This is a genomic window from Microcystis panniformis FACHB-1757 (genome assembly GCF_001264245.1).
Lineage (GTDB): Bacteria > Cyanobacteriota > Cyanobacteriia > Cyanobacteriales > Microcystaceae > Microcystis > Microcystis panniformis.
Genome location: NZ_CP011339.1, coordinates 1,401,447 through 1,427,828, shown reverse-complemented (window position 1 = coordinate 1,427,828; position 26,382 = coordinate 1,401,447). Strand labels below are relative to the sequence as shown.

Below are 26,382 nucleotides of genomic sequence, written 5' to 3'. Positions count from 1 at the left end.
AAATCTAAAAACCTTGTTGGATAGAAGGTAGGTTGGGTTGAAGCATGAAACCCAACGCCCGCATGGGTTACGCTACCGCTAACCCATCCTACAAATAATTGTGCCTCCCTACTTAGGGTCTGCTGAATAAATCTAAAAACCTTGTTGGATAGAAGGTAGGTTGGGTTGAAGCATGAAACCCAACGCCCGCTCATGTTACGCTACCGCTAACCCATCCTACAAATAATTGTGCCTCCCTACTTACCTTTAAGCAGTTTAAATTCAGTACAGCTGCTCGCAGAAACCATGAGACTCTTGCTAGAACAAATGAACTAAAAAATCTCTCGTCACCATTCTTGTCAGAATTATGAGAATTACGTTACATTTAGTTAAGATTTAATTGGCTGCGGGGATTAATCTCGAAAAAATAACGTAAAATCCTTGACAAAAACAGCTAAATGAGTTAAGCAAAAATCTTTATCCTAGAACCACTAAACAAACATGAAACTATCCTGGAAAACGATTTTACTGTGGACATTGCCCGCCCTTGTGGTCGGTTTTTTCCTCTGGCAAGGCACTTTTGCCACCGCCACCAGTAATATCGGCAATAACACCGCCAGTACCCGCATGACCTACGGACGCTTTCTAGAATACCTAGACAGTGGTAGGGTTGTTAGCGTCGATCTCTACGAAGGTGGCAGAACCGCGATCGTACAGGCCCTAGATCCAGAACTAGAAAACCGAGTACAACGCCTACGGGTCGATTTACCAGCCAATTCCCCCGATTTAATCGCCCGTTTACGCGATTCTAAAATTAGTTTCGATGCACACCCGATGCGGAATGACGGTGCTTGGTGGGGATTCCTCGGTAATCTACTTTTCCCCTTTTTGCTGATTGCCGCTCTCTTTTTCCTGTTCCGCCGTTCTAATAATATGCCAGGCGGCCCCGGTCAAGCCATGAGTTTTGGCAAATCAAAAGCTCGTTTCCAGATGGAAGCAAAAACTGGCATCACCTTTGATGATGTGGCAGGAATTGACGAAGCGAAGGAAGAATTACAGGAAGTCGTCACTTTCCTCAAACAACCGGAGAAATTTACCGCCGTTGGTGCCAAAATCCCCAAAGGAGTCCTGTTAGTTGGTCCTCCGGGTACGGGTAAAACCCTGTTAGCTAAAGCGATCGCCGGTGAAGCGGGTGTGCCTTTCTTCAGCATTTCCGGTTCGGAATTTGTGGAAATGTTTGTCGGTGTCGGTGCTTCTCGCGTGCGCGATTTGTTCAAAAAAGCCAAGGAAAATGCTCCCTGTTTAATATTTATCGATGAAATTGACGCAGTAGGTCGTCAACGGGGTGCCGGTATCGGTGGTGGTAACGATGAACGGGAACAAACCCTAAACCAATTATTGACAGAAATGGACGGTTTCGAGGGGAATACGGGAATTATCATCATTGCCGCCACTAACCGCCCCGATGTTCTCGATTCCGCTCTCATGCGTCCGGGCCGTTTTGATCGCCAAGTAACCGTCGATGCGCCCGATTTTAAAGGTCGTTTAGAGATTTTAGACGTTCACGCCCGCAATAAAAAGCTGGCCAACGACGTTTCCATCGAAGCGATCGCCCGTCGCACTCCGGGGTTCAGTGGCGCAGATTTAGCCAATTTACTCAACGAAGCGGCAATTTTAACCGCCCGTCGTCGTAAAGATGCCATTACCCTCCTAGAGATAGATGACGCAGTGGATCGTGTTATTGCGGGTATGGAAGGTACTCCTTTAGTCGATAGCAAGAGCAAGCGCCTAATCGCTTACCATGAAGTGGGCCATGCGATCGTGGGTACGCTCTTAAAAGATCACGATCCCGTTCAGAAAGTGACTCTGATTCCCCGGGGACAGGCCCAGGGTTTAACTTGGTTCACTCCCAACGAAGAACAGGGTTTAACCACGAAAGCGCAGTTAATGGCCCGGATTTCCGGTGCTTTAGGTGGTCGGGCGGCCGAGGAAGAAATCTTCGGCTATGATGAGGTGACTACCGGTGCCGGTGGCGATTTACAGCAGGTTTCTGATATGGCGCGTCAGATGGTGACTCGTTTCGGGATGAGCGATTTGGGTCCTTTGTCCCTAGAAAGTCAAGGGGGTGAAGTGTTCCTCGGTGGCGGTTTGATGACTCGTTCCGAGTATTCTGAGAAGGTCGCTACTCGCATCGATGATCAGGTGCGATCGATCGTGGAACACTGTCATGAAATTTCTCGGCAAATTGTCCGGGATCATCGCGAAGTGATCGATCGAGTGGTGGACCTGCTGATCGAAAAAGAAACGATCAATGGGGAAGAATTCCGGCAGATTGTGGCTGAATACGCCTACGTTCCCGAAAAAGAACAGTTTGTACCACAGTTATAGGTTGATTTCAATCTATAGGCGATCGGGTGGGTTAAGACTCACCCGATTTTTTTATGCTAGTTAGGGTTTGCTGAATAAATGTGAAATGTAGGCAAGGTAAGAGTTTTGTGGCTTTTTTCGCGAAACAGGTGCAAGATTTTGAGAGAATCGTCGTTCAAAACCTTGCGTCTTCATCGGCCCGCGTCCTGTAGGGGCGAAGCATTCGGACAATAACCTATCGGTGAAACCGTAGATTTTCTAACCGAATGCTTCGCCCGTACTTTTTGCCGCAAACCCTAGTTAAGGGTTCAAAAACGGCAAAAATAAGGATTAAATGGCGTAAAATCTGTAAATAGACGATTTAATTGCTTATTATTCATTCTTAATTCTCCTGACTACTGACTACTGGCTACTGACTCCTAACCCCACCAACAAACTTTTTGCCGCAAACCCTAGTCATCGTCATCGTCATCGTCTTTATTCTGGTCATTATCATCGTCTTTTTGCCGATTTTCCCCGTCTTTATCGCTATCTTCGTCTGTTTGCGGCGATTCCACCGTTGTAGGGACGTTTTTCGGTTCTTCGGCTTCTTTTGCTCCCTGACAAGCGCCTAAAACCGTAGTCAAGGTTAACAGAATCAGCAAAACTAAGGATTTGATTTTCATAGTCTTTCTCCCCACTCGATCGATAAATATAACAATTTTAAGACTTTTGGGCGGTGGATAGCTTGGCTAATGCCAAGAAAGTGCATTCCCAGACTAAACGGGGTTGAACGTAGGCTAACAGCTGCCGGCGGGTTTTTTCCAAGATTTCTAAAATCGATCGCTCTCGTCGTCGTTGCCAATCCTCATACTGAAGATAACTCACATACCATAATTGGGTTTCCGTGTCAAGAGTTTGAGCGATAATTTTGGCTAATTCCAGCGCTTGGGAGAGTTTTAGGGGAAACTTGCTCAAAGATCGCGGTAAATCTTGGGGGAGACTGTCGAGAAACTCTAAAGCGGCGATCGCTTCTCCTGGGCTACCTTGAGCTAAACCGAGAATTGCCGGATAATTGAGAACGCGAGCGTGTCCGTTAGAGCGCAGGACTTGAGCGAGATTTTCTTCCGAAAGACGCTGAAAAGGGATGTGTTGACAGCGAGAAACGAGAGTCGGTAGTAAAGAGGAGGGACTGGGAGCAATTAGGATTAAAGTGGCTTTTCCCGGTTCCTCAAGCGTTTTTAAGAGCGCATTTGCCGCCGATTCGGTCATGGTGTCTGCTTCCTCGATTACCACCACAGAGCGGGCCGATTCGAGGGGAGGACGACTTAAAAAGTTAGTAATCTCGCGAATTTGTTCGATGCGGATTTGCGGGGGAGCTTTTCGCTTGAGATTGCTTTCCTGTGCTTCTTTTGCGGTGAGCAGTTTGCCTTGGTGTTGATAAGTGGGTTCAATCCAGAGTAAATCGGGATGATTGCCCCCTAAAAAGCGTTTCAGGATTAATTCCCTTGTTTCCGGAGATCGATCTCTAGTTAACAAGTCTTGACAGAAACATTTTGCTGCTAGATTGCGTCCAATCCCCTTAGCGCCGGCGAATAAGTAAGCGGGAGCGATCGAATTGACTTCAAGCGCTCTTTGTAGTAGTTCAATGGCCTGATTTTGACCGATTAACCTTGACCAATTTATCATCTTTTCCCTGCCATGGCTCGCTATTGCTGTTCCTATTTTGTCGGGATTTCTCCTCATCAGACCGGGTTTTTATACGATGATATATTAAGTTTGGGTGAATTTGAAATCATCAAGCGCCGGACCGATGTCTTGCTTTTATCGGAAGTTCCTAACGATGCTTTCTTTCCCCAGTTAGTGAAAGTGGAATTGTTTATTCATCCTCCCACTAGCTCGGAACTTCAGATCGATTTATTGGTAAAAAATCATGAATTGCCCCTGAGAACTAATAATCGTTGTCGGCGATTTTTTGAATCTATTCACCAGATTATTACCAACAATTATCAAGGTCAATCCCTGACCAGAATTACCGCTTAACCCGATTTGTTCCTGTCTCCGTCAACTGACAAAGACAGGGACAAAATACCATCTTATCACCGTGATTTAACTGGGGGGCTAACTTTTCCTTCAGATATAAGTAGGGAGGCACAATTATTTGTAGGATGGGTTAGCGGTAGCGTAACATAATCGGGCGTTGGGTTTCATGCTTCAACCCAACCTACGTTCTTCCCTATCCTCTAAGAGAATTTTGGTTCTGTTTTGATCATCTTCGACGATGAAAAAATGCTCTTTTTGGTGCTTGATAGATTTATCGAGAAAAAATCGATAATTGCTTTAGTTTTTGCCTTCCTTTGTCGATTTGAGCGGAGGAAATTGACGACGTAAAAGCAAGGAATTACTCACCACCATAACCGAACTAAAAGCCATCAAAGCTGCTGCTAGGGCCGGACTGAAAGCTAGACCCCAATGGGGCAGTAATAAACCACCAGCAATGGGAATAGCAAAGGTATTATAACCCAAAGCCCAAAAAAGATTTTGTCGGATTTTTTGCCATGTGGCCAAACTTAAATGCAGAGATTGCACCACATCTTCCAGGCGATCGCTAATTAAAACGATCCCGGCCGTTTCCATGGCCACTTCCGTGCCACCGGCCAGAGCAATACCGATGTTAGCCTGTCCTAGTGCAGGAGCGTCATTGATACCATCCCCGACCATAGCCACGATTTTGCCCTCTTTTGTCTGTAGGTCGGCAATTAAGGCCGATTTTTCGGTGGGGGCAACTTCGGCATAAAATTGGCTAATACCCAAACTATTAGCGATCGCTGTCACTGCTTCTCTGCGATCACCACTGAGTAAAATCACCTCTAAACCGAGTTTTTGCAACTGATTCACGGTTGTTTGAGCATCGGGACGTAATCGATCCTGAAAAGCGATCGCGCCGAGTAATTGTTCTTCCATACCCAGATAAATCACCGTTTTACCCGCCTCTAAAAGCTCTTGAATACTGGGGATAGTTTCATCGATTTTAATGCCGTTCTGCGCCAAGCATTGCCGATTTCCTAGAACAATTTTCGACCCCTGCACCCTTGCCGAAACTCCCAATCCAGCCACAGTTTGAAAATCTTCCCCCGTCAGGTTAGTAGGAGGAGTAACCGCGTCTAAAATCGCCCGAGCGAGAGGATGATTAGTGCCACTCTCCACTACTGCCGCTAATTGTTGAATTTCCAGGGAATTAAGCTCAGAAAAACTCAAACAATCGGTAATTTCCGGATGACCTTGGCTAAGGGTTCCCGTTTTGTCAAAAACCACCGTTTGCAGTTGCGAGACGGTTTCCAAAACATCGCCCCCTTTAATTAAAATACCCCGTTCGGCTGCTAAACTGGTTCCCACCAGTAGGGCCGTTGGTGTGGCTAAACCGAGAGCGCAGGGACAAGCGACCACAAGCACAGAAATCGCTAATTTTAGGGACAAAAGTAGGGGAGAAGTGGGTTGAATCATCTCGTGGTGTCCTGTGGTTGACCCTAACACCTCTGGAAAGAGCCTAGTTCCCCAAAAATACCAAAAGAGCAGCACAATTAGGGCAATTATCATCACTCCGTAGGCAAAATAACCCGCTACCCTGTCCGCTATCTTCTGTACTGGGGCCTTGCGAGTTTGGGCTGATTCCACGGCTGCGATAATCTTAGCTAGGGTGGTATCGGTCCCCACCTGACGAGTTTGTACGGCGATCGCACCAGAGAGATTGAAACTGCCGGCAATGACTAGATCTCCCATTTCCTTAACCACCGGCAGCGATTCCCCCGTTAATAAAGCTTCATCTACCGTGGTTCTTCCCTGAATAATCTCCCCATCCACGGGAATTTTTTCCCCGGGTAAGACGCGCACCCATTCCCCGACGCGCAGCTGTTCCACCGGAATCGCCACGCCCACACGGTCATCTGTACTACCAATCAGGTGAGCCACTGCCGGTTGTAGGGAGGTAAGCGCTTCTAAGTCTGCGGCTGCGCGATGACGGGAATGCGCTTCTAGAGTCCGTCCGAGGAGAATAAACCCTAACAGCATGACCGGTTCATCGAAAAAGCACTCTAAACCGAGATTAGGCAAGATAAGAGCCAAACAACTGGCTATATAGGCGCTACCTGTGCCTAAACTAACGAGAGTGTTCATATTTGGCATCCCGTGCCGTAATCCCCGCCAACCATCGATGAAAATATCGCGCCCGGGGAATAAAATGGCTAGGGTGGCTAAAGTCCAGTGAAAAGCAATGCTTTGAAAGATGGGGATTTCTGGTCCCCCGATGTGGTGTAAGTGACCAATCAGGGAAAAAACCAGTAAACAACAAGCGATCGCTAATCGGTATAATTGTTGTTGCCGTTCTTTTTGTTGGTTTTGCAGCCGTTGATTTTGTTGAGAAAGGGGAGTCGATGAGCTGCGCGGTTGGGTGGGGAATCCAATCGCGGTTAATTTTGCGGCTAACTGCTCTGGTGCGATCGCTTCCGGTTGGTATTCAATCACGGCAATTTCCGTGATTAGATTAACTTGGGCCGATTTTACCCCTTGATTTTGGCTGAGTTGTCTTTCTACGGCACTCACACAGCCAGCGCATTTCATGCCTTTTACGTCTAGAGTAGCGGTTTTTAGTCCAGTTTCGGCGGCTAGGATCATAGAAAAAGTAGGCAAGGATGGTCTTTACTTCTATCCTAGAAATTCTCGGCCGATTTTTAAACTATTTTGGCGATCTCTTCCCGATCCATACTATTAGGGGGGCAGCTATCAATGATGCGGGAAAAACTAATAGCAAACTATACTACAAACCCGTCAGTAAACAGGCGCATGACTTCCCGGATTCTGTCATCGGCAAATGGGGTAAAATCCACTTGAGCGCAATGTTAGACCGCCTTCTATGGTAATTATGCCCAAATTGAGATGATTAAACTCCAAGGTGCGGTATTAAGTTTTATTTAGGGGCTGTTACACCGATGCGGGTGGTATAGTAGGATCGGGGAGGGTGCTGGGCTGCAGGGAGCGGTATGATTAATAGTTATACGGCTTAGTTTTGTGGTTGTGACATAGTTGGGAGTTTATCTGTGAGGCTTCTAGAGGGAAGAATTCAGTACAGTTGTTTATGAGGAAGAGAAACAATGCCAGTGTTTGATCAGCGGGGTCAAAAAGTAACTTATCAGTATAATGCTGCTGGTGACATCAATTTCGGTAATGTCCAAAATCGAGCAGACCTGATTAGTGAGTTAGAAAAACTCAAGGATGAGATATCAAAGGCTGGCGAGGCTGAAGTTATCGATGCTGAGATAGTCACAGATGCTCAGTACCAGATTCAGAAGGCTATTGATCAAGCCAAAAAATCAGAACCAAGCAGGAAATCTATATTGGACCATCTTGGTGAAGCAAAGGAATTTATGAAAGGTGTGGTCGAGGCTGGTGGTATCGTGACAGGTATTGTCAAGGCTATTGAGTTAGTTCAACAACTGTTTTGACAGTATAGTTGAGAGGGTGTTCGTATGCAATTTTTTAATGGATACTTACGGCGGTTCCTCTATCCATCTGGCACAAACAACTCCTTATTGGATAAGCCTTGACCCTTAGAAGATGTACCAGACTGAGCCTGAATCCGCCGTACTAAGGAGTTAGAAAATCATGGCAAGCTACGACCAGCGAAATCAGCATGTAAACACTCAGTTCAATATTAATCAAGTTTCTCAATCACCAGATCCAGATACTTTATTTAATCAAGGTATCCAATTTCTGGAGGCGAAGTCATACCAGCAATAGAACTCTTGCAAATTAATTATATGTTATAATGATGGGTTAACTAATTTTCCCCAAAAAATTAGTTAACCAGTACATTAGTCCTGAATGAAAACTTGAAGTTTAACTTTTAACTCAAAACTCTTTAGATATGCTTTAATTTGGTTATCAAAACCTCTTTATTTAAGCAGCACAAACTATCTCAATTTTTATAATTGAGAATAAATTCTCCTTGACTTGATTAATCTTTAGGCAACTTTTAAGAAGCTGCTATACCTATCCCTAACTCACAGTTATAAATAGCCGCCAACAAGTTAACTCTTAAACTATATCTTCGACGACGATTCCGATATTTACAGGATAAGATTTTAAAGATTTTGAGTTTCCTATTTATATGTTCAATGATAATCCTTTCTTTGGCTAAAGCCTTGTTATACTCTTTTTCTAACTCTGTTAATTTTCTATTTTTCGATTTCTTTTTCGGTGTATAACTATTACTATGGTATGCAGCTATTCCCTGATAACCACTGTCTTCTATGCTGGTAGTTAAAGGATGAAAACGAACTCGACTTTTTTTAAATAAACTAAAATCATGACCTCTACCTTTCCCACAAAAGACACAGATAATTTCCTCGGTATTTTGATCAGCTACTAATTGGGATTTTAAAGTATGATAACCTCTTTTACCCCCCAAAAAATCTTTCTGTTTCTTTTTGGGGCGTTCAATGGGAGTTTCCGTTACATCCATTACCGTTACGACCGGTATCTCTGCTTGATTGAGTAAAGCTTTTTTTCCTTTTAAACGGAAGTTTCCCGATTGTAAAAGCATTTTTTCCGTCTTATTTACAATCCGACATATAGTTGATTCTGATAGTTCCCAGCTTGTACCAATGTGAAAATATGTTCTATATTCTCGCCAATATTCTAACGTTACTAAAACTTGTTCTTCTATAGATAGTTTAGGTTTCGGTCCCCTTTTAGATGGTGAATTAGAGTCGGCTTCAACACTTTTTACTGATTCTACCATCTTTCTATATGTTGGTTTATACACACCGAAACGGCGTTTGAATTGTTCATCTGATAAGTTTTGATAATCCATAATTTTGCTAATAAACATAGCAAAATTATAGATGATTTCCTGACCTAAGATCACATTTTATTCTTTTTTCCACTTCAATCTAAGAATTGAGAAAAAAGCAAAACCTTATATTATACCATAAAAAAATTATGCAAGAGGTCTAATCAATAAATTTTCTCAAGGATGTAATCAAGGCTGATCCATCAATTGCTCCTGCCTACTATTATTTGGCACTAGCATTGCTTGGAGGCAGACGACCTAAAATACTGAAGCGTAGTGAAATCGAGGAAATTGATCAATTACTAACTACGGCTACGGCTATGGGTGATTCTGATGCAACTGTTCAATGGTTTCGAGCACTTGTTCGTGATGACTATTACAGTGGCAATCGAATAAAATGTCCCTCACCATCCGTAGCAAATATCTTGGAATCTATTCACCCTGGTGCAACCAATATCGACAGATTGCGAGTATTGCTGGCAAAACTACCGATGACCAATAACCAATTGTACATTGAGCTTGTTAAACAAATCTTATGAGTGGAGGAACATATTAATGACAGCATCCAAAAGTTCGGAAGATCAAAAGCGCCAGCGAATCCGAAATTACTTTAAAAAGCCAAAACTAAAGTGGCCAATCATCCTTCTTGTAATTGGCTTGCTCTTGCTATCACAATCCTCTAGTGCGGTAATCGGCCTACTTGTCTTAATTGCAGCAGGAGCATGGTTGTTTTTCGAGATCAAACCTGTTATGGATGCTCCTGGAGATCAAACAGTTGATGCTTGGCTAGTTGATGACATTGAACATCTTAAGAAACGTTCGATGGATCGCCTAAACATTGAGGAAGCAGAACTAATTAGAGATTCTGTTGTGATTCGCGGACCTATCCTCTGGTCAACTCATGGTGTTCCAACAGAAGAACTTGCCTGGAAAAAGGGTAAAGATGAGCGTATTCGATTTAGCATTAATGCTGTAACAGTTGTGCATTTAACTGAACATAAACTCAGTTCCTATCAGTGCGATTATAACTTTATAAGAGGTGTTCCTCTTAATGAAAGAGACGATGAATTCCACTATCGAGATGTAGTTGCCGTTTCGACGCGGGATGATTCTACGAACTACACATTACCAAATGGTGTATTGATGAAGCAGGCACAACTTTTCAAATTAGCAGTATCAAGTGGCGACAGTATTCAGGTTGTAGTGAATTCATCAGATTTGCTTAAATTTACAGGCGGAATTATGTTAGATACTGGGCTTGATACTGCTGTCAAAGCCCTGCGAAAAGTGCTAAGTGAAAAGAAGATTTAGTGCGATCGCCGATATTGTAGGGTGCGTTAATGAAATGTAACGCACCTTATCTAATGTTCAAAATTCGTGCGTTACGCTAACGCTAACACACCCTACTGGACTGTTTCAGTGCGATCTTGTGGGGTGCGTTAACGAAGTGTAACGTACCGATGATATTTTGCAGGTTTATGCCGACAATTTTATGGGTTGCTCTAGAACCGGAAAATTCTGAATTATCTGTGGGAGTGTAATCCCATAGTGCGATCGCCTCGCCCGTAGGTTGGGTTGACGCAAGGAAACCCAACATCAATCAACTCATAACAGTGCGATCGCTGATCTTGTAGGTTGGGTTGACGGTTGTTACCCAACTCCCTCAAAACCAAGATTAAATGCAGTAGGATAGACGTTGGATAGATTTTCTAGATTGCCGTGAGTGAAAGCGTCTATATTGAAACCAGCGTTATTGGTTATCTGACAGCCAGATCGACCAAAAACTTGGTTGTTGCTGGGAATATTGAAACGACAAGGGACTGGTGGCAAAATCGCCGTAATGATTTTCTTCTCTATATCTCACAGGTTGTTTTAGATGAAGTCGCTAAGGGAGATACAGAGATTGCTTTGAAAAGGTTAGAAATTGTCAATGAAATGCCTTTGGTTGAACTCAATCAAGCTGTACGCAACTTGGCAGCCCAGTTTCTTATACGAAGCAACCTTCCTGCCAAAGCTTCTGATGATGCGGTTCACATTGCTGCGGCGACTGTCCACGGGCTAGATTACTTGTTAACATGGAACTGTAAACATATTGCCAACGCTCAAATTCAGAGGAAGTTGGCAGAGCTCAGTCTTGATTTGGGATACGAGTTACCCATAATTTGTACTCCTTACGAACTTTTAGGAGATTATAACGATGTGGCAAGATGACATTTTAGATGAAATTCATAAATTTCGAGAAGAACACGCTAAATCCTTTAACTACGATTTGGATGCAATGTTTGTAGATTGGCAAAAAAGACAAGCAGAAAGTGGCAGGCAGGTAGTCAGCTTACCACCAAAGCAAGGTCTAACAAGTCGTTGGAGCCGACCAAAACAGGATGAACCACAAGAATCTCAAATCTAATCGTGGCGGCTCAACTTAGCCGTTAGACCGACAATGATTCGTACTTGTCTTTGTAAATAGTCCGATTGGTTAGTTATGATTGCGATGCCGAAGGCACTGCGTAGCAGTACGCTGATCTTGTAGGGTGCGTTAACGAAGTGTAACGTACCGATGATATTGTGCAGGTTTATGCCGACAATTTTATGGGTTGCTCTAGAACCGGAAAATTCTGAATTATCTGTGGGAGTGTAATCCCATAGTAAAATGCTTTATAAAAGCTCAACAAATTCGTCAACGCTCAAGCCGACTTGCCGAATAATTGCGCGTAAAGTACCTCGATCTAGTTCTTGATGATCTGGTACCGAGACTGTTGTTTTGGGAGCTTCACGTACTAAAATCATGTGACTTCCACGCTGACGCTCTACGGCAAAGCCTATTTGCTCAAGTGCTTTTACACATTCTGCGCCTGAGATAACAGGTAATTTACTCATACCAGAATGACCTCAACCGTATCATTGGGAACAGGTTCACCCCGATCCTGTAAAACTTCGATATACAGAGCGATTGCCTCTTCAATATTGGCTAGAGCCTCCTCACGAGTTTTTCCCTGGCTAATACATCCTGGCAAACTAGGAACTTCGACAACAAAGTAACTATCCTCACCAGGATAGAGAAGTACTTTACGGCTGGATTCAGCTTGTGGTTTAACCATAATCATTGCTCGATAACTATTTGGTTGTTTCATTCAAATATTAACATTTTATGTTTTAGAACCAGTGTGATGCCGAAGGCACTGCGTAGCAGATCGCCGATCTTGTAGGGTGCGTTAATGAAATGTAACGCACCTTATCTAATGTTCAAAATTCGTGGGTTACGCTGACTGGACTGTTTCAGCCGTAGGGTGCGTTTCCTAATGCGGGATTTTTGAGAACGCACCATGCACATTGATTGAAGCTGTGAGGTTAGGTGCGGTGCTGCTCTTGTGGGCCCAGTGGAGGAATGTTAGCGAAGATTGCCAATGTTTAGGTTAAAATAGAGGGGCAAAAGTTGCCACAGGGTCGCTTCAATGACAGTTCGACAACCCCGCTACAGCAAAGAAGAATTTGCCCGACGTGGACACGAAGTCTATGAGTCTCAGGTACGCTCCCAAATCGAGGAAGGGAATCATGGGAAGATTGTAGCAATAGACATCGAAACAGGGGCTTTTGAAGTGGCTGACGACAGCCTAACAGCTGCTAAACAACTGTTAATACGTTTTCCTGATGCACAAATATTTGGTATTCGGATTGGACATCGTGCCGTCCATCGTTTTGGCTTTCGTTCCCCCAGTGTATCGCCATGATGATGGGGAGCGTCAATTCGCACCGAGAAGCAATTATTCAATTCGTAGTGCTAGGCGAAAATCACCAGAGACAAGCGATTAAAGCAGTTATTGACACTGGTTACACTGGATTTCTCACGTTGCCTTCTGCTATCATTACAACACTAGGATTAACGTGGTATATGCAAGAAGAGGGAATCTTGGGCGATGGAAGCCTCTGTATGTTTAACGTATTTGAGGCAACTGTGATCTGGGATGGTCAGATCAAATCTATTGAAATCAATGAGTCAGAGACAGATCCATTAGTTGGTATGGGTTTACTTGATGGCTATGAGTTGAATATTCAGGGTTTTGCTGGGGGATTAGTGACAATTAAACCTTTGTCATAGTGCGATCACAATCGCCGTAGGGTGCGTTCCCTAATGCAAGTCCTACTGTTCCACCAATAGATTTTTGGGAACGCACCATGCACATTGATTGAAGCTGTCAGTCTAAGTGGGATGACGAAGGCACGGCCTAGCAGTACACTGATTTTGTCGCGTAAGAGGCGGGCTATAATGAACGGTGAACCTGATTGGTCAGAAAAAATTGACCAATATTTGTCTGGTGAAACCATTGACCATTAAGTGGATTCTAAGGAGCTAAGGGAATGACCTGGACGGCAAACCAACAAGCGAAAATTATCCGTACAGAGCGAGGACTGACGATCGCTGGCACGCGCATCACCCTCTATGATGTGATCGATCTCCTAAAAGCTGATTATCCTCCTAAACTGATTCGTGACACATTTAACCTCACGAACGCGCAAATTGACGCAGCTTTGTCCTACATTCAGGTAAACCAAGCTCAGGTCGAGGTTGAATATCAAGAGGTTCTTCAAAATAGAGAAGAAATTCGTCAGTACTGGGAAGATCGTAACCGCGAACGCTTTGCTCGAATTGCAGCAATGCCACATAAACCAGGGCAAGAAGCGTTTTGGGCAAAGCTTGAGGAGCAGAGAGCGAGACGTGCCGCACAAAAACAATGACTTTCTTAGTTGACTACAACCTCGACGGTTATGCGCTGATTTTTCTTGGTATATTGGCAAAACGTGGTTGGCTTGAGTTTCAGTCTGTCCAATTTGTCACCTTTAGAGAGGTTGGACTGTCGATGGAAAGTAGCGATCGCGTAGTCTGGTGCTATGCTCAAGAACAGGAGATGATGATTCTTACTGCTAACCGAAATATGAAGGGTGATGATTCCCTTGAGCAGGTTATGCGAGAAGAGAACACAGAGAAATCGTTTCCAGTGTTGACGATTGGAAATCTCGATCGTTTGAGTGAAGCTGAGTATAGAGAGCGCTGCGCTGAACGACTGATCGAAATTGCTGTAGATCTTGATAATTACAAGGGGGTTGGTCGGTTATTCATTCCATGATATTGTCGGCTACGCTTGAAAATTAGGGCGATCGCAGTCTTATCGGTGAGAAGCACGGCATAACTTAGCCGTTATGCGGCAAGTTTCTGAATAGATCGCAATCGCTGTAGGGTGCGTTACCTAATGCAGGATTTTTTGGGACGCACCCTGCTTATACCAAATTTCTAAATCCATGACAGACATCCACGCTCGAATGCTTGCCAGGCCTGCATTCGTTGTGACGCAAATAAAGAAAAATGGTATTATTGATTGAAGTCGTTAGACCGCTTCAATTTTAGGGTAATAGTTGCTAAAGTCCGCTAACTTCACCGGTGAACCCACATAGGGAAAGGTTTGTGAGCACTAAAAAATTCTTTCTTCTCCATAAAGACAATAAAATCTCTATTCTGGAAGCATAAAGAGGCTTCAGGCGAATTTAAAGGCACATTTAAGCTATGTAAATCGAATATTTACACTTTTTTCAGCTAATCAAGCCATTAATGGCTTGATTTCTTTGCATCCAACCCAAACAGTATAATTTTTTCTTCGATGTATTGAAAATGTTTTTTATTTCGTATAGAATACAATTCGAGAGAAAATACCTAGCAATCTCCCATAAATAAACAAAGGAGCCGATGACATCGTGATCCCTGATCCTAGATCCCCAAAACGGAAAACCCTCTTACCTTTTATTTCTCTAGCTACGGCTGCCGTCGTGACAACGGGAATCGGACTAACTTTTAGTCCCCTATCAGCATCGAGTAATCTGCTGGCAGCTGCGGATAAACAGCAAGCTAAACAACAAACCGTGGAAATAACCCTGGTTTCCTACGCGGTGACTCAATCAGCCTACTCAAAAATCATCCCTCTATTCGTCAACAAATGGAAAAGAGAGAAAAAACAGGATGTGGTGATTAAACAGAGTTATGGTGGCTCTGGTTCCCAAACCCGCGCTGTTATCGACGGATTAGATGCAGATGTGGTAAATTTGGCTATCGGTTCCGATGTGGAACGCCTGCAAAAAGCGGGTTTAGTTAACCCCGGTTGGCAGAAAGAATTACCCAATAACGCCATCGCCACTCGTTCCGTGGTAGCTTTAGTTACTCGTCAGGGCAATCCCAAAGGAATCCGCAACTGGCCAGATCTAGCCAAATCGGGGATTAAAGTCATTACTGCCAACCCGAAAACCTCTGGGGTGGCCCGGTGGAATTTTCTGGCCCTGTGGGGATCGGTAACTCGGACCGGCGGCAGTGAAGCACAAGCGACCAATTTCGTCCGTAATGTCTATAAAAACGTGCCTATACTACCCAAAGATGCCCGGGAAGCCAGCGATGTCTTCTTTAAACAGGATCAGGGGGACGTGCTGCTTAACTACGAAAACGAGGTGATTCTGGCCCGTCAAAAAGGAGAAACCGGTTTTTCCTATACTATTCCTCCAGTCAATGTTTCGATCGATCCGCCCGTGGCCGTAGTGGATAAAATAGTTGATAAACGCAAAACCCGGGAAGTAGCGACAGCTTTTGCCCAATTTCTCTTTACTCCCGAAGCGCAGCGGGAATTCGCCAAGGTGGGTTTCCGTCCCGTTAATGCTAATGTGGCTAAAGAGTTTAGTAAACAATATCCAAAAGTGTCGAATCTGTTCCCCTATACGGCGGTTGGTAGCTGGGATGCGATCCAGAAAAAATTCTTCGCTGATGGGGCGATTTTTGACCAAATTCAGCGTTAATTAGTAGTGAGCCATCAGCCGTCAGCTAGATAGCGCTTGCTGAATAAATCTGAAATGTGGGCAAGGGAAGGGTTTTGTGGCTTTTCTTGCGAAACAGGTGCAAGATTTTGAGAGAATCGTCGTTCAAAACCTTGCGTCTTCACCGGCCCGCGTCCTGTAGGGGCGAAGCATTCGGGCAATAACCTATCGGTGAAACCGTAGATTTTCTAACCGAATGCTTCGCCCGTACTTTTTGCCGCAAACCCTAGATAGCAGAGATAGTTGATTGCTGATGGCAAAAAAAACAAAACTAATAGTTAGTAACTAAAAAAAAGATGTATCTACTTGACAAAATAAAAAACGGAAGCTTGGTATTGATTGGTTACTTATTATCGCCCCTGTGTTGGTGGAACGATCTAATTTTTAATCTGCCGATCGCCTACGGTTTCGGTCGTTTAATTGCTTGCTTACACGCCGATTTTTTTCTCCCCGCAGCCGTGGTTGGTTATTGGTTATCTAATCTTGTGGGAATCCTACTGATGCAGTTTGGGACGAAAGAATTAATCGGTGGAGAGAAAAAAGAACGCAATTGGCCAAAAGAATTAAGAAATGGATTACTTTCCTCGACTGCCTATACATTAGTCATTATGGTCTTAATTCATTTTCAGATATTAGAAATGCCCCTGTTATCCTCGATCGCTACTTTTTCCCCGTGATTCCCAAAACCCACTTAAACAATAGCTTATTTTTCTTAGCCATCTTGTTAACATCGCTAAGTTTTACGGATTTAGCGATCGCTATTGACCAGCATCCCCAAGGATTTGCTTGGGAAAAATCGCTGCTGCTATCTATTCATCAAACCGCTAATTTAAACCTAAACTTTTTGGCCATAAAATTAACGGGATTAGGTACTTATTGGGGAGTGGCTCCGATACTAACAATTTCACTGCTGATTTTTGCCCTAAAAAAATACTGGTATGGGTTCGCTTATCTGCTTGTGACTATGGCTGGAGGTTGGGCAATTAGTTATAATCTCAAGATTGTTTTTCATCGAAATCGCCCGCAATTTTGGACGTTATTTTATCCCTTGCCCGATGATTTTGCCTTCCCTAGCGGTCATGCTTTATTTAGTTCCCTGTTAGTGGTTTCTTTACTGATCTTATCTTGGAGAACGCGCTGGTTTTTCGGGGTAGTTTTACTGGGGATTCCCTTGGTTTTGGTTATTGCTTGGACTCGTCTTTATTTAGGGGTTCACTTTCCTAGTGATATCCTTGCTGCTTGGCTTTTAGCGATCGCTTGGTCCCTCCTAGTTCATCTCTGGTGGCGACAGTTATTAGAGACACCCAAGGCGATCAATACCCAAGAGGAAACTAATAATTAGTTGATCGACTTGCTCCCCAAAAAAAATATCACGTTATACCTAAATTTTTGGAGAAAGCTAATCAAAGCCCTATAGTAATTATCGTTTGATATTCGTCGCTGACACTGAATCATGAAATCAAAACTGCCACGAGGGAAGGGTCTATCCCTGGGACGGTTTCAAAGCCGTCCCCTTGCTTTTCTCACTTTAGTTCTTCTGTGCATTTTAACCTTTACCTTAGCACCGTCATCGCCCCTGATGGCCACGTCCAAATCTGAGACTAAGATAGACTTTGTATCGCCGGCGTGGGTAGCACAAAATCTCAACGATCCGAAGTTAAAAATTCTCGATGTGCGGATTAATCCTTTGGAATATATCACCGGTCATTTACCGAAAGCGGTGAATATAGCCGACAATAATTTTCGTGGTCCAAACGGATTTTTGCCGGTTCAATATTGGCAAGAGGATAAAATTGGCAGTCTCTTTGCCGCCGCGGGAATCACTAATGGCGATCGAGTGGTAGTATATTCCGATGGTCGCGATGTCTTGGGGGCAACCATGGTCGCCTATTTACTAGAGCGATCGTGTTTCCGAGATGTGGCCGTCTTAGATGGTGGTTTTAAGGGTTATAAGGGTTCTGAACAGAAGGTAACGAAAGAATTCCCTAAATATCAACCAGGGAGCTTTACTGTCCGTGATAATCCCTCGATTCGGGTGACTTTGGCAGAAGTAGAAAAATTGATCGGCAAACCGGATGTGGTTGTTATCGATCCCAGGCCCGAAGAACTTTTTCAGGGAAAACAGGATATCTGGCTGAGAAATGGTCATATTCCGGGGGCGAAAAATATACCCTGGCCGACCTTTACGGAAGCGAATAATCCCGATGAATCCCTGAAAAATCACCATAAATTGCAATCTTTAGACGAAATCAGGAAGATTCTTGCCCAACGCAACATCAAGCCCTCGGATAATATTATTGTCAGTTGCAGTACGGGACGGGAAGCTACTTTACAGTATGTTGTCCTCAAACATCTGCTCGGTTATCCCAAGGTGCGAATTTACGAGGGTTCTTGGACAGAGTCCAGTACCACAGATCTGCCCGTCGCTACTGGGCCAGAAAAAGCGGTCTGAAGTCAAGTTTGTCGGTTTATACTCGTTGTGTGCAACCATCTTACCCAAGATGGTTTTTTTTGCGTTGTCAAATTGAAAGATGCTCCGAATCAGCACCGGAACTGAAATTACTTTGATAGGAAAGATTACATGGCATCTTGACAATTAGTGTTTAATGAACGAATAGTGCCGATAGTTGGGCTTAAGTGGGGAACAAGACTTGCCCTGAGCCAAGTCGAAGGGGTCGCTCGATTTAGCAGTGGAATTAGCCCTACAATCGGCGTAGGGCTAATTCATGAATTAGCCCTACAATCGGCGTTGTCAAATGGAAAGATGCTCCGAATCAGCACCGGAGCATTGCATCTTTCCTCTTCTGATCTGACAACGCCTTTTTTTTGCTTAGGGTGGGTTCCCGAGTAGGGCTAAGTTAGACGGACGCAAAAAAACCTCGGCGCTCATCCCGAGGTGAATTTAGGAGATTTGAGCTTATGTTGACGTAAAGTTGACGGGAATTAGCTAAGGGCGTTGATCACATAATCGATGTAGGAATTAGCTTCTACAGCAGCATCCCCACTTAATCCGTGATTGGTTTTGATGTATTTTAAGGCTTCGATATACCAGCTAGGAGATAGTTCAAAAGCACTATTAATTTCACTCAAACCGGCGACCAGATATTCATCGATCGGGCCTGTACCTCCTACCACGAGGGCATAGGTAATAATTCGGATATAGTAGCCGATATCGCGAACGCACTTGGATTTCCCTCGCTCATCGTAGGCATAGTTCGGCCCCTGGAGTTGGGTGGTGTAGGGAAATTTTTGATAGACAGCGTTGGCTGCCTCTTGGGCTAAACTGGGGGCTTTTTGGGCGAGGATTTTTACCGCTTCTAGGGTGATGGCGGCCTGACGGAAACGACCGAAGGCTACTTGTAATTCAGCACTGCTGAGAAAACGGCCTTGGGAATCGGCAGTAGCCACCGCTTCGGTTAAAGGTGTTTTGGTCATCGATGGAATTGCTCCTACAAAAGTTTAATCGGATTGAGAGAAGAAAGTCACAGCATCAGGAAACTGCCGCCGCCGCTCGATCGAAGTAAGAAGCGACTTCTGCCAGTAAAGAACTGCAATCCCCACGAGTGATCCCGTTGGGATCGGCTGCTAGGGCAAGGGAAGCGTCTTTGAGCTTGAGAATTCCAGCTGCAACAGAAGCACCCGGAACCACTAGGGCGACGTAGGTTTCCCGGAGACCGTTCAAGGCGCGATCATCGAGGATGCTGGCATCGCCGGTGAAGGTGGCATAGGTAACGTAGCGCAGGATAATTTCCAAATCCCGCAAGCAGGCGGCGGCACGACGGTTTGTATAGGCGTTGCCACCGGGGGCAACTAAAACGGGCTGTTCTGAAAACAAACTACGCGCGGCATCGGTAACGATCGCAGAAGAATTACTGGAAAGACGATTGACCACATCGACGCGTTTATTACCATCTTTGACGAAGGCAATTAGGGCATTGACTTGATTCTCGCTCAGGTATTCCCCCCGGGTATCGGCCTGGGAAACGACTTTGGCAAAGGCATCTAACACCATAGTTTTCATCTCCTATAATGATGATTGGTTTCAGCAAAATATCGAGGTTGATTTTTCTGGCTTTTCTTTATTTTTTCGATAAAGTATCTGGGAGTTTTTCTCTTGGAACTATACTATCGTCCCAGAAAAAAGTTTTACTCTCCCTTGTCCAGATTTTTTTGTATATCGAGGAACAATTCTTGTTAATTGAATTTAGCGTTTTTATCCGCTCCTAGATAGACTTCGTTTTTGCCATAAATTATTTTATAGAACATATTTCCACCTTTATTTATTAAAAATTGTTTCTCAAAAAAGTGGCAAAAAAATAATTTTTTAGAATAAATCTCAGAAAACTTTCCTAAATGTGTAACCCTATACCAAGAAAAAGTATCACTCTTTTCATCTCTCTAATAATTCGTTTAAGTTATTTAAACAAATGTGCTTTCATATACTAATAATAATTAACTAAATTGAGGGAAATTTCCCAAGACAATTTGACCGATTGTGCTTCGATATACAAAAAAACGGCTCTTCTCGACTTTGTGTGATAATTTTTGCTTATGGAACCCTGAAGTGCTTATTGGGCAAAACTTTTAGGACTATTTTGCGGATATTCTATCGGTATAGACCTCGTTTCCACACAGAAACCAGAAGAGCCAAAAAACTAGCAAGGCAATAAAAATCGACCGGGATAATCCCCGCCGAGTCACTGTACTTCAACCCCAAAAGTATTGTAAAACATTTAAAATACATATATAATCAGAAATAGCCAACAAGTATAAAGCAAGTGGGATTATGCCGATCGCAAGAGACATCACCCAATTGGTAGGACGGACACCCCTAGTCCAACTGAATCGAATCCCAGTAGCCGAGAGAGTAAAAGCCCGCATCGTCGTCAAACTAGAAAGTATGAACCCCGCCGCCTCGGTTAAGGATCGCATCGGGGTCAGTATGGTGGAGGACGCGGAAGCCGCCGGACTAATTCACCCCGATAAAACAATTCTGGTGGAACCAACTTCCGGCAATACCGGCATCGCCCTGGCCATGGTAGCCGCTGCCAAAGGCTATCGCTTAGTCCTGACTATGCCCGAAACCATGAGTTTAGAACGACGAGCGATGTTAAAAGCTTACGGAGCGCAATTAGAATTAACCCCGGGTAGCCAAGGCATGAAAGGAGCGATCGCCCAGTCTGAGGAAATAGTCGAAAATACCCCCAACGCCTATAGTTTGCAACAGTTCCGCAACCCGGCCAACCCGAAAATTCACCGGGAAACCACCGCCGAAGAAATCTGGACCGATACCGACGGCCTGGTAGATATCGTTATCGGTGGCGTGGGAACCGGGGGAACCATTACCGGTATTGCCGAAACCATTAAACCCCGTCGTCCCCAATTTCAAGCGATCGCAGTTGAACCCTCTAATAGTCCCGTCTTATCGGGGGGACAACCGGGGCCGCACAAAATCCAAGGCATCGGGGCCGGTTTTATTCCGGCCATTTTCCGACCGGAATTAATCGATGAGGTGATTGTCGTCGATGATACAGAGGCTTTCGCCTACGCGCGACGGTTAGCTCGTCAGGAGGGACTACTATCGGGCATCTCGGCCGGGGCGGCTTTATGGGCGGCAATTCAGGTGGGCAAAAGACCCGAAAACGAAGATAAATTAATCGTCATGATTCAGCCTAGTTTTGGGGAACGTTACCTCAGCACGGCCCTGTTTAAAGACCTCGAAGATATCGACTAATAGGACAATAAATTGATGGAATTTGCAACGAGGGCGATTCATGGGGCGGTAACGGTTCCCATTGATCTCACTTCCACCTATAACACCGGCTTTACTACGATTATCGATCGGGATCGAGAATAGAAACGATTTAAAGCGGGATCTGGAAAAGGCTTTGATTGGTTAGGCGAAGTTTTTATCTCATTTGATGGGTTAAGCAATGTTTTTTGACTCGGAAGATTGGCAAACGATTATTTTTCGGCTCAGTATGGCTATGGCCGTCGGCTGTCTGATTGGTTATAACCGACAGCGAGGCGGTCGTCCGGCTGGATTGAGAACTTTTATCATCGTTAGTCTCGGAGCTGCCATGTTCGTGATGATTCCCCTACAAGCGGAGGGAGATGTGGGTTATGCGTCTTCTAATGCTCTCAGTCGTACTATTCAAGGGGTCGCTTCTGGTGTCGGTTTTTTAGGGGCGGGAATCATCCTACAACAATCCCATCGGGAACTAAATAAGGTACAAGTGAAAGGTTTGACTTCAGCGGCGACTATTTGGTTAGCGGCAGGATTAGGCGCGGCTTCTGGCTGCGGTTTATGGCAGATGGTTCTGGTGGGAACTTTTTTCACTCTCTCCACCCTCAGTGGCATTAAACGACTGAAGAAAAAACAACCTTTAGCCAAATATATTAAAGGTCGTAAGAAAATATCTCCGATTAATCAAGAAATAGACTCATCGGATAGTTCAGCGTCTCATTAATAAAAAAAAGTGATAAAAATTAATTTTTTATTAAGAGAGCAAAAGCTTTTCTATAATGGCTTTTAGCCCAAAAAGTTTATATTTTTATCTACAATTTATTAAGCAAAAAATATAATAAATTTTTTATAAAATATTTGTATATAAACAACATGCAAATATTTTATGTGATAATATTTAGTAGAGAGTAACTAATTTTTCTAAACAGGAGAAAATCAAATCATGATCAACCGAAATAAGAGCTTTCAAAGCCTCAAAAATCAAGTTTTCCGGCTGCTGATTTTCCTCTTAACTGTCACTTTGCTCCTCGGGGAAGAGGAAATGCGATCGCCTTGCCCCTACTCCCCGAACAGTTGGCCGTCATCGACCGTGCCACGGCAACGGGTGGCACTGTGGTGGAACCGGTCAAGAAAAAAAATGAGGTTTCTAGCCCAAAAATTCTGGAAGATGCCCAAATTGCCTATGAAAAAGCCATCCAAGCGGCAAAATCGGCTATTGATGACCTAAAGGCTCAACTGGCCGCTCCTTCTCTCGATAAGAAGATTATCGAAGCTCAACAGGACAACCTGGAGGACTTAGCGGACAATATTGACGATCTAGGGGAAAAAGTGAGTAAATTTACGAAAAAATTGACCAAATCCGGGGCTAAACTCAGTGAAACCCTGCAAAACAACCTTATTACCCTAGAAAAGAGCCTCGTTAATACCTCCGAGACGATCGATATCTTAGCCGACGACACCGAACGACTCAAAGACAATGCTTCTCCTTTTCTGAAAACTCGCGTGGAAAAGACCATCGACGCGGTTAAACAGACTCTACAGGAAAGCGATCGAGCTTGGCAAGAACTGATCTCCTCGGCCACCACGGAACTGGAGAAGACTAGCACCCCGAAATAAATAGGGCTTGCAAGGGCATAAAATCAGTCTTTTTTGGGGTAATTATCGTTTTTACCCCAAAATTCTCCCCAAAAGCCTTAACTCGTCTAAAAAGCCCCTTTATCGACCACCTTGTGCTTTTGACTAGCTAAGTACCTCATCAAAATTAATTACCAATCATGACGCTTACCTATCAACCACCAACCCCCATCGCTGGCACTTTGATAATCGGGCGATTTTGCCCCTGAGAAACCCTAATTTCTGGAAAATCGAGAGTGGAGTCGTGAAAACCTCCACCTGGTTAGAAGATGGAACCCTAATCGTCTTGGGATTGTGGGGACCTGGCAATTTTGTTGGCAAAACCCTAGAGAGAGTCAATCCCTATCAAGTTGAGTGCATCACTCCAGTGCAAGCAGTTTCCTTTTCCACAGTTGAGAGTTATCAAATGGCAGAAATTCTGCTGTCTCATCTTCAGCAAGCACAAGAACTAAGTATTATTCGTAGCTACAAACGTACTGATATTATGGTTGTGAAATTACTGTCATGGTTAGGCAATCAATTTGGTAAACAAACTGGTACTGGACAATTAATTGATGTGCGTCTAACTCATCAGGATATCGCTGATTTATTAGGAACCACCAGAGTCACAATTACCCGCGCACTTAATCATCTTGAACAACAGGGGGCCGTGGAACGTCTTCCCGTCCATCGTCTTCTTTTACGAGAGGAGGAAATCTGGCACTACGAGATTTAGAATGGGAAGGATTATCTCTTTTTTCAATCTATGAATTGGTTAGTAACCCTTTTAATTACTAGCGTGACGAGTTTTGTGGCCACAAATCTTGATGATCTGATGGTGCTAATGTTGTTTTTCTCGCGACTTAATGCTAATTTTCGACCTCGACACCTGATTGTTGGTCAATACCTCGGTTTTACCCTGATTCTCCTAGCTAGTTCCCTCGGTTTACTATTTGGGTTACTGGTTTCTAAAGAATGGATTGGTCTATTAGGATTTATCCCTCTAATTATCGGCATTAAACAACTTTTGTCAAGGGAAAATGAGGATTACATTCAAGAAGTAAGAGAAGATGTTAATTATTCTAAAAATCGCTCCTTTGTTCCTCGTTTTCCCTCCCAAACCTATTACATCGCTGCCGTGACCGTGGCTAATGGCGGTGATAATATTGGTATTTATACCTCTCTTTTTGCCAATAATTCCCCGATGCACGTCTTAATTATCATGATAATTTTTTATCTCATGATGGGAATTTGGTGCGTCCTAGCCTATTTTTTGATTACCCATCCCAGGATAGCTAAAGTGGTTACAAACTACGGACATAAAATTAGTCCTTTTATCTATATTATTCTAGGAATTTATATCTTAATTGACAGCAAATCCTATCGTTTATTTTTAATGTATTAAACAATAATGCCCAAAAATTATCTTTCAGCTAAGTAGGTAGGTGTTAAAAGTTGTCAGACACCCCCCTTATCAAGGGGGGCAGGGGGGATCCCCCGCCTATCGGCACCCCCCTTATCAAGGGGGGCAGGGGGGATCAGAGGCAAAATCTATCTTCAATTTAATTATAACTACTTACTTAGACCAAGTAATACTAACTCTTTAACCCTTACCATACCCCTTATCTATGAGCTACATTGACCGGAATCAATTTTCTGCAACTTTCGACATCGCCATTATCGGGGGAGGATTTAGTGGCTCCCTCGTGACAGCGAACCTGTTGCGCGACACAGGGACTCCATTATCGATCGCTCTGATCGAGCGCCGAAAACCCCTCGGTACGGGGATCGCCTACGGAACGCGAGATAGCGGCCACCTGCTCAATATTCCCGCAGGCAAAATGAGCGCCTTCGAGGACGATCCCGAACATTTCCTCCACTGGTTAGCAGATAACGGCTATCGATCGATCCGGCCAGTTTTGTACCGCGTCTAGTGTACGGCAAATACATCCGATCGATCCTAGAAGAAGCGCGGGACAACGCCATTGCCGATCACCGTCTGGAAACATTTACCGATGCGGCGATCGATCTGGTCCTCGACGGGGAAAAGGCGACGATTACCCTCAAAGGAGGCAAGAAAATCAGCGCCGCTAAGGTAGTTCTGGCGCTGGGCAATTTTCCCGCAACGGTTCCCCAACCCCTCGCGTCTCTCAATTCCCCCTATCTCCGCGACGCTTGGCAGACGGAGGCACTCGCCGAGCTAAAACCCGACGGGACGATGCTGCTGGTCGGTACGGGGTTAACGATGGTGGATATGGTGGTTTCCCTGGCACAAAGGGGATTCACGGGCAAAATCCACGCAGTTTCCCGTCATGGACTGATCCCTCGATCGCACCGACCCACCGATCCCTATCCCCCGTTCCTCACCCTCGAAACCGCGCCCCAGACCACCCGGGGACTCCTAGGGCGGATTCGCGCGGAGGTAAAAACCGCAGAGAGTCAAGGTCACGACTGGCGGGCCGTTTTAAACGCCTTACGTCCTATATCTCAAGGTCTATGGCATTGTCTGCCGATAGCGGAACGCGCCAGATTTCTACGCCACCTGAAAGCCTATTGGGAGGTTCTTCGCCATCGCCTCGCCGACGAGATCGCCAGTATCCTCGATGAGGCTGTAGAATCGGGACAATTAACCTATCATGCGGGAAGAATTGAAAGTGCTGAGGATAAAAACGGCTGTGTAGAGGTTACTATCCGTCAACGGGGAACGGGAAACCTGTTAAACCTACCGGTCGATCGAATTATTAACTGTACCGGCGCAAGTAACGATTACAGGACGATCACCGATCCCCTTGTCGTTCATCTTCGCCAACGAGGGTTAATCCGTCCCCATTCCCTAGGTTGTGGCATCGAAACCGCCGACAATGGGGCAATTCTCGGGCCAGACGGTACGGCATCGCCAACGCTCTACACTTTGGGAAATCCCCGCAAAGGCGATCTCTGGGAAACCACCGCCATCCCCGAACTGCGTTTACAGGCGGCCGAACTGGCCCGGGAGTTGTTGCGA

Annotated in this window: 26 protein-coding genes and 3 pseudogenes; 21 read left to right on the top strand and 8 right to left on the bottom strand. The window is 44.6% G+C overall.

Features of this window, described 5'->3' with window-relative positions:
* Positions 1-480 precede the first annotated feature (480 nt).
* Positions 481-2,367 carry an ATP-dependent zinc metalloprotease FtsH2 gene (gene ftsH2, locus VL20_RS06960; protein WP_024970580.1) on the top strand — a complete coding sequence of 629 codons (1,887 nt, stop codon included), beginning with the start codon at positions 481-483 and terminating at the stop codon, positions 2,365-2,367.
* 431 nt (positions 2,368-2,798) lie between these two features.
* Here ftsH2 and VL20_RS06955 read toward each other — a convergent pair whose 3' ends face one another.
* Both VL20_RS06955 and holB read right to left on the bottom strand, forming a co-directional pair.
* Entirely contained in the window at positions 2,799-3,011 is a 213-nt protein-coding gene (locus tag VL20_RS06955; RefSeq protein ID WP_052276040.1) for a hypothetical protein, read from the bottom strand.
* A 37-nt stretch (positions 3,012-3,048) separates the two neighbouring features.
* Entirely contained in the window at positions 3,049-4,014 is a 966-nt protein-coding gene (gene holB, locus VL20_RS06950) for a DNA polymerase III subunit delta' (protein WP_002787161.1), read from the bottom strand.
* Positions 4,015-4,026: 12 nt separating this feature from the next.
* On the opposite strand from holB, the gene VL20_RS06945 reads away from it, so the two are divergent.
* Positions 4,027-4,368 (top strand): hypothetical protein, encoded by a 342-nt coding sequence (locus tag VL20_RS06945; RefSeq protein WP_002734498.1) that lies wholly within the window; start codon positions 4,027-4,029, stop codon positions 4,366-4,368.
* A 297-nt stretch (positions 4,369-4,665) separates the two neighbouring features.
* Here the strand turns inward: VL20_RS06945 and VL20_RS06940 are convergent, their stop codons facing one another.
* The gene (locus VL20_RS06940) at positions 4,666-6,996 is read right to left on the bottom strand and encodes a heavy metal translocating P-type ATPase (RefSeq protein ID WP_052276039.1); all 2,331 of its coding nucleotides are present in this window, start codon (positions 6,994-6,996) and stop codon (positions 4,666-4,668) included.
* 476 nt (positions 6,997-7,472) lie between these two features.
* Here VL20_RS06940 and VL20_RS06930 point away from each other — a divergent pair, with 476 nt between their 5' ends.
* Complete coding sequence (locus VL20_RS06930) at positions 7,473-7,823, top strand: hypothetical protein (RefSeq protein WP_052276037.1); 351 nt, start codon at positions 7,473-7,475, stop codon at positions 7,821-7,823.
* 530 nt (positions 7,824-8,353) lie between these two features.
* Here VL20_RS06930 and VL20_RS06925 read toward each other — a convergent pair.
* Entirely contained in the window at positions 8,354-9,211 is an 858-nt protein-coding gene (locus VL20_RS06925; protein WP_052278400.1) for an IS5-like element ISMae4 family transposase, read from the bottom strand.
* 516 nt (positions 9,212-9,727) lie between these two features.
* Here VL20_RS06925 and VL20_RS06915 point away from each other — a divergent pair.
* From VL20_RS06915 to VL20_RS06905, 3 genes are all read left to right on the top strand, one after another.
* On the top strand, positions 9,728-10,483 hold the full coding sequence (locus VL20_RS06915) for a hypothetical protein (RefSeq protein WP_052276035.1): 756 nt from the start codon (positions 9,728-9,730) through the stop codon (positions 10,481-10,483).
* Between the two features lie 408 nt (positions 10,484-10,891).
* Entirely contained in the window at positions 10,892-11,383 is a 492-nt protein-coding gene (locus VL20_RS06910; RefSeq protein ID WP_052276034.1) for a type II toxin-antitoxin system VapC family toxin, read from the top strand.
* Complete coding sequence (locus tag VL20_RS06905) at positions 11,370-11,579, top strand: hypothetical protein (protein ID WP_002732654.1); 210 nt, start codon at positions 11,370-11,372, stop codon at positions 11,577-11,579. Before VL20_RS06910 ends, VL20_RS06905 begins: the two co-directional genes overlap by 14 nt.
* Positions 11,580-11,827: 248 nt before the next feature.
* Here VL20_RS06905 and VL20_RS06900 read toward each other — a convergent pair whose 3' ends face one another.
* Both VL20_RS06900 and VL20_RS06895 read right to left on the bottom strand, forming a co-directional pair.
* Positions 11,828-12,049, bottom strand: coding sequence for a type II toxin-antitoxin system HicA family toxin (locus tag VL20_RS06900; RefSeq protein WP_052276033.1), 222 nt, complete (start codon positions 12,047-12,049; stop codon positions 11,828-11,830).
* Positions 12,046-12,270: a type II toxin-antitoxin system HicB family antitoxin gene (locus VL20_RS06895; protein ID WP_002779120.1), complete on the bottom strand. Its 225-nt coding sequence runs from the start codon at positions 12,268-12,270 to the stop codon at positions 12,046-12,048. The genes VL20_RS06900 and VL20_RS06895 overlap by 4 nt, the downstream gene beginning before the upstream one ends.
* A 354-nt stretch (positions 12,271-12,624) precedes the next feature.
* On the opposite strand from VL20_RS06895, the gene VL20_RS06890 reads away from it, so the two are divergent.
* The 8 genes from VL20_RS06890 to VL20_RS06855 all read left to right on the top strand — a co-directional run bounded on the left by VL20_RS06890 (position 12,625) and on the right by VL20_RS06855 (position 18,470).
* Entirely contained in the window at positions 12,625-12,900 is a 276-nt protein-coding gene (locus tag VL20_RS06890; protein ID WP_002733756.1) for a hypothetical protein, read from the top strand.
* Positions 12,897-13,268: an aspartyl protease gene (locus tag VL20_RS06885; protein WP_052276032.1), complete on the top strand. Its 372-nt coding sequence runs from the start codon at positions 12,897-12,899 to the stop codon at positions 13,266-13,268. Before VL20_RS06890 ends, VL20_RS06885 begins: the two co-directional genes overlap by 4 nt.
* Before the next feature lie 260 nt (positions 13,269-13,528).
* Positions 13,529-13,906: a DUF433 domain-containing protein gene (locus VL20_RS06880; protein WP_002741562.1), complete on the top strand. Its 378-nt coding sequence runs from the start codon at positions 13,529-13,531 to the stop codon at positions 13,904-13,906.
* Complete coding sequence (locus VL20_RS06875) at positions 13,903-14,295, top strand: DUF5615 family PIN-like protein (protein WP_036399750.1); 393 nt, start codon at positions 13,903-13,905, stop codon at positions 14,293-14,295. The genes VL20_RS06880 and VL20_RS06875 overlap by 4 nt, the downstream gene beginning before the upstream one ends.
* Before the next feature lie 622 nt (positions 14,296-14,917).
* Positions 14,918-16,000: a sulfate ABC transporter substrate-binding protein gene (locus tag VL20_RS06870; RefSeq protein WP_052276031.1), complete on the top strand. Its 1,083-nt coding sequence runs from the start codon at positions 14,918-14,920 to the stop codon at positions 15,998-16,000.
* A gap of 314 nt (positions 16,001-16,314) precedes the next feature.
* Complete coding sequence (locus VL20_RS06865; RefSeq protein WP_052276030.1) at positions 16,315-16,695, top strand: DUF7980 family protein; 381 nt, start codon at positions 16,315-16,317, stop codon at positions 16,693-16,695.
* Positions 16,692-17,360, top strand: coding sequence for a phosphatase PAP2 family protein (locus VL20_RS06860; protein ID WP_052276029.1), 669 nt, complete (start codon positions 16,692-16,694; stop codon positions 17,358-17,360). The genes VL20_RS06865 and VL20_RS06860 overlap by 4 nt, the downstream gene beginning before the upstream one ends.
* 111 nt (positions 17,361-17,471) lie before the next feature.
* Positions 17,472-18,470, top strand: a complete 999-nt coding sequence (locus VL20_RS06855) for a sulfurtransferase (protein ID WP_052276028.1) — start codon at positions 17,472-17,474, stop codon at positions 18,468-18,470.
* Positions 18,471-18,961: 491 nt separating this feature from the next.
* Here VL20_RS06855 and cpcA read toward each other — a convergent pair whose 3' ends face one another.
* Entirely contained in the window at positions 18,962-19,453 is a 492-nt protein-coding gene (gene cpcA / locus VL20_RS06850; RefSeq protein WP_002732914.1) for a C-phycocyanin subunit alpha, read from the bottom strand.
* Between the two features lie 55 nt (positions 19,454-19,508).
* Entirely contained in the window at positions 19,509-20,027 is a 519-nt protein-coding gene (locus VL20_RS06845) for a C-phycocyanin subunit beta (protein WP_284526154.1), read from the bottom strand.
* Positions 20,028-20,804: 777 nt separating this feature from the next.
* Here VL20_RS06845 and cysK point away from each other — a divergent pair.
* The 7 genes and pseudogenes from cysK to VL20_RS34045 form a co-directional block, all read left to right on the top strand.
* Positions 20,805-21,752 carry a cysteine synthase A gene (gene cysK / locus VL20_RS06840; RefSeq protein WP_052276026.1) on the top strand — a complete coding sequence of 316 codons (948 nt, stop codon included), beginning with the start codon at positions 20,805-20,807 and terminating at the stop codon, positions 21,750-21,752.
* A 199-nt stretch (positions 21,753-21,951) separates the two neighbouring features.
* A complete protein-coding gene (locus VL20_RS06835; RefSeq protein WP_002733201.1) occupies positions 21,952-22,488 on the top strand; it encodes an MgtC/SapB family protein in 537 nt (178 codons plus the stop codon).
* A gap of 219 nt (positions 22,489-22,707) precedes the next feature.
* Positions 22,708-23,381: pseudogene (locus VL20_RS06830) on the top strand (hypothetical protein).
* 158 nt (positions 23,382-23,539) lie between these two features.
* Positions 23,540-24,114: pseudogene (locus tag VL20_RS06825) on the top strand (Crp/Fnr family transcriptional regulator).
* Between the two features lie 30 nt (positions 24,115-24,144).
* Entirely contained in the window at positions 24,145-24,783 is a 639-nt protein-coding gene (locus tag VL20_RS06820) for a cadmium resistance transporter (RefSeq protein WP_052276024.1), read from the top strand.
* Between the two features lie 223 nt (positions 24,784-25,006).
* Positions 25,007-25,312, top strand: a complete 306-nt coding sequence (locus VL20_RS32340) for an FAD/NAD(P)-binding protein (RefSeq protein WP_284526025.1) — start codon at positions 25,007-25,009, stop codon at positions 25,310-25,312.
* A pseudogene (locus tag VL20_RS34045) lies at positions 25,312-25,434 on the top strand (hypothetical protein); the annotation flags it as partial. The gene VL20_RS32340 and the pseudogene VL20_RS34045, both read left to right, overlap by 1 nt.
* Positions 25,435-26,382: the final 948 nt, after the last annotated feature.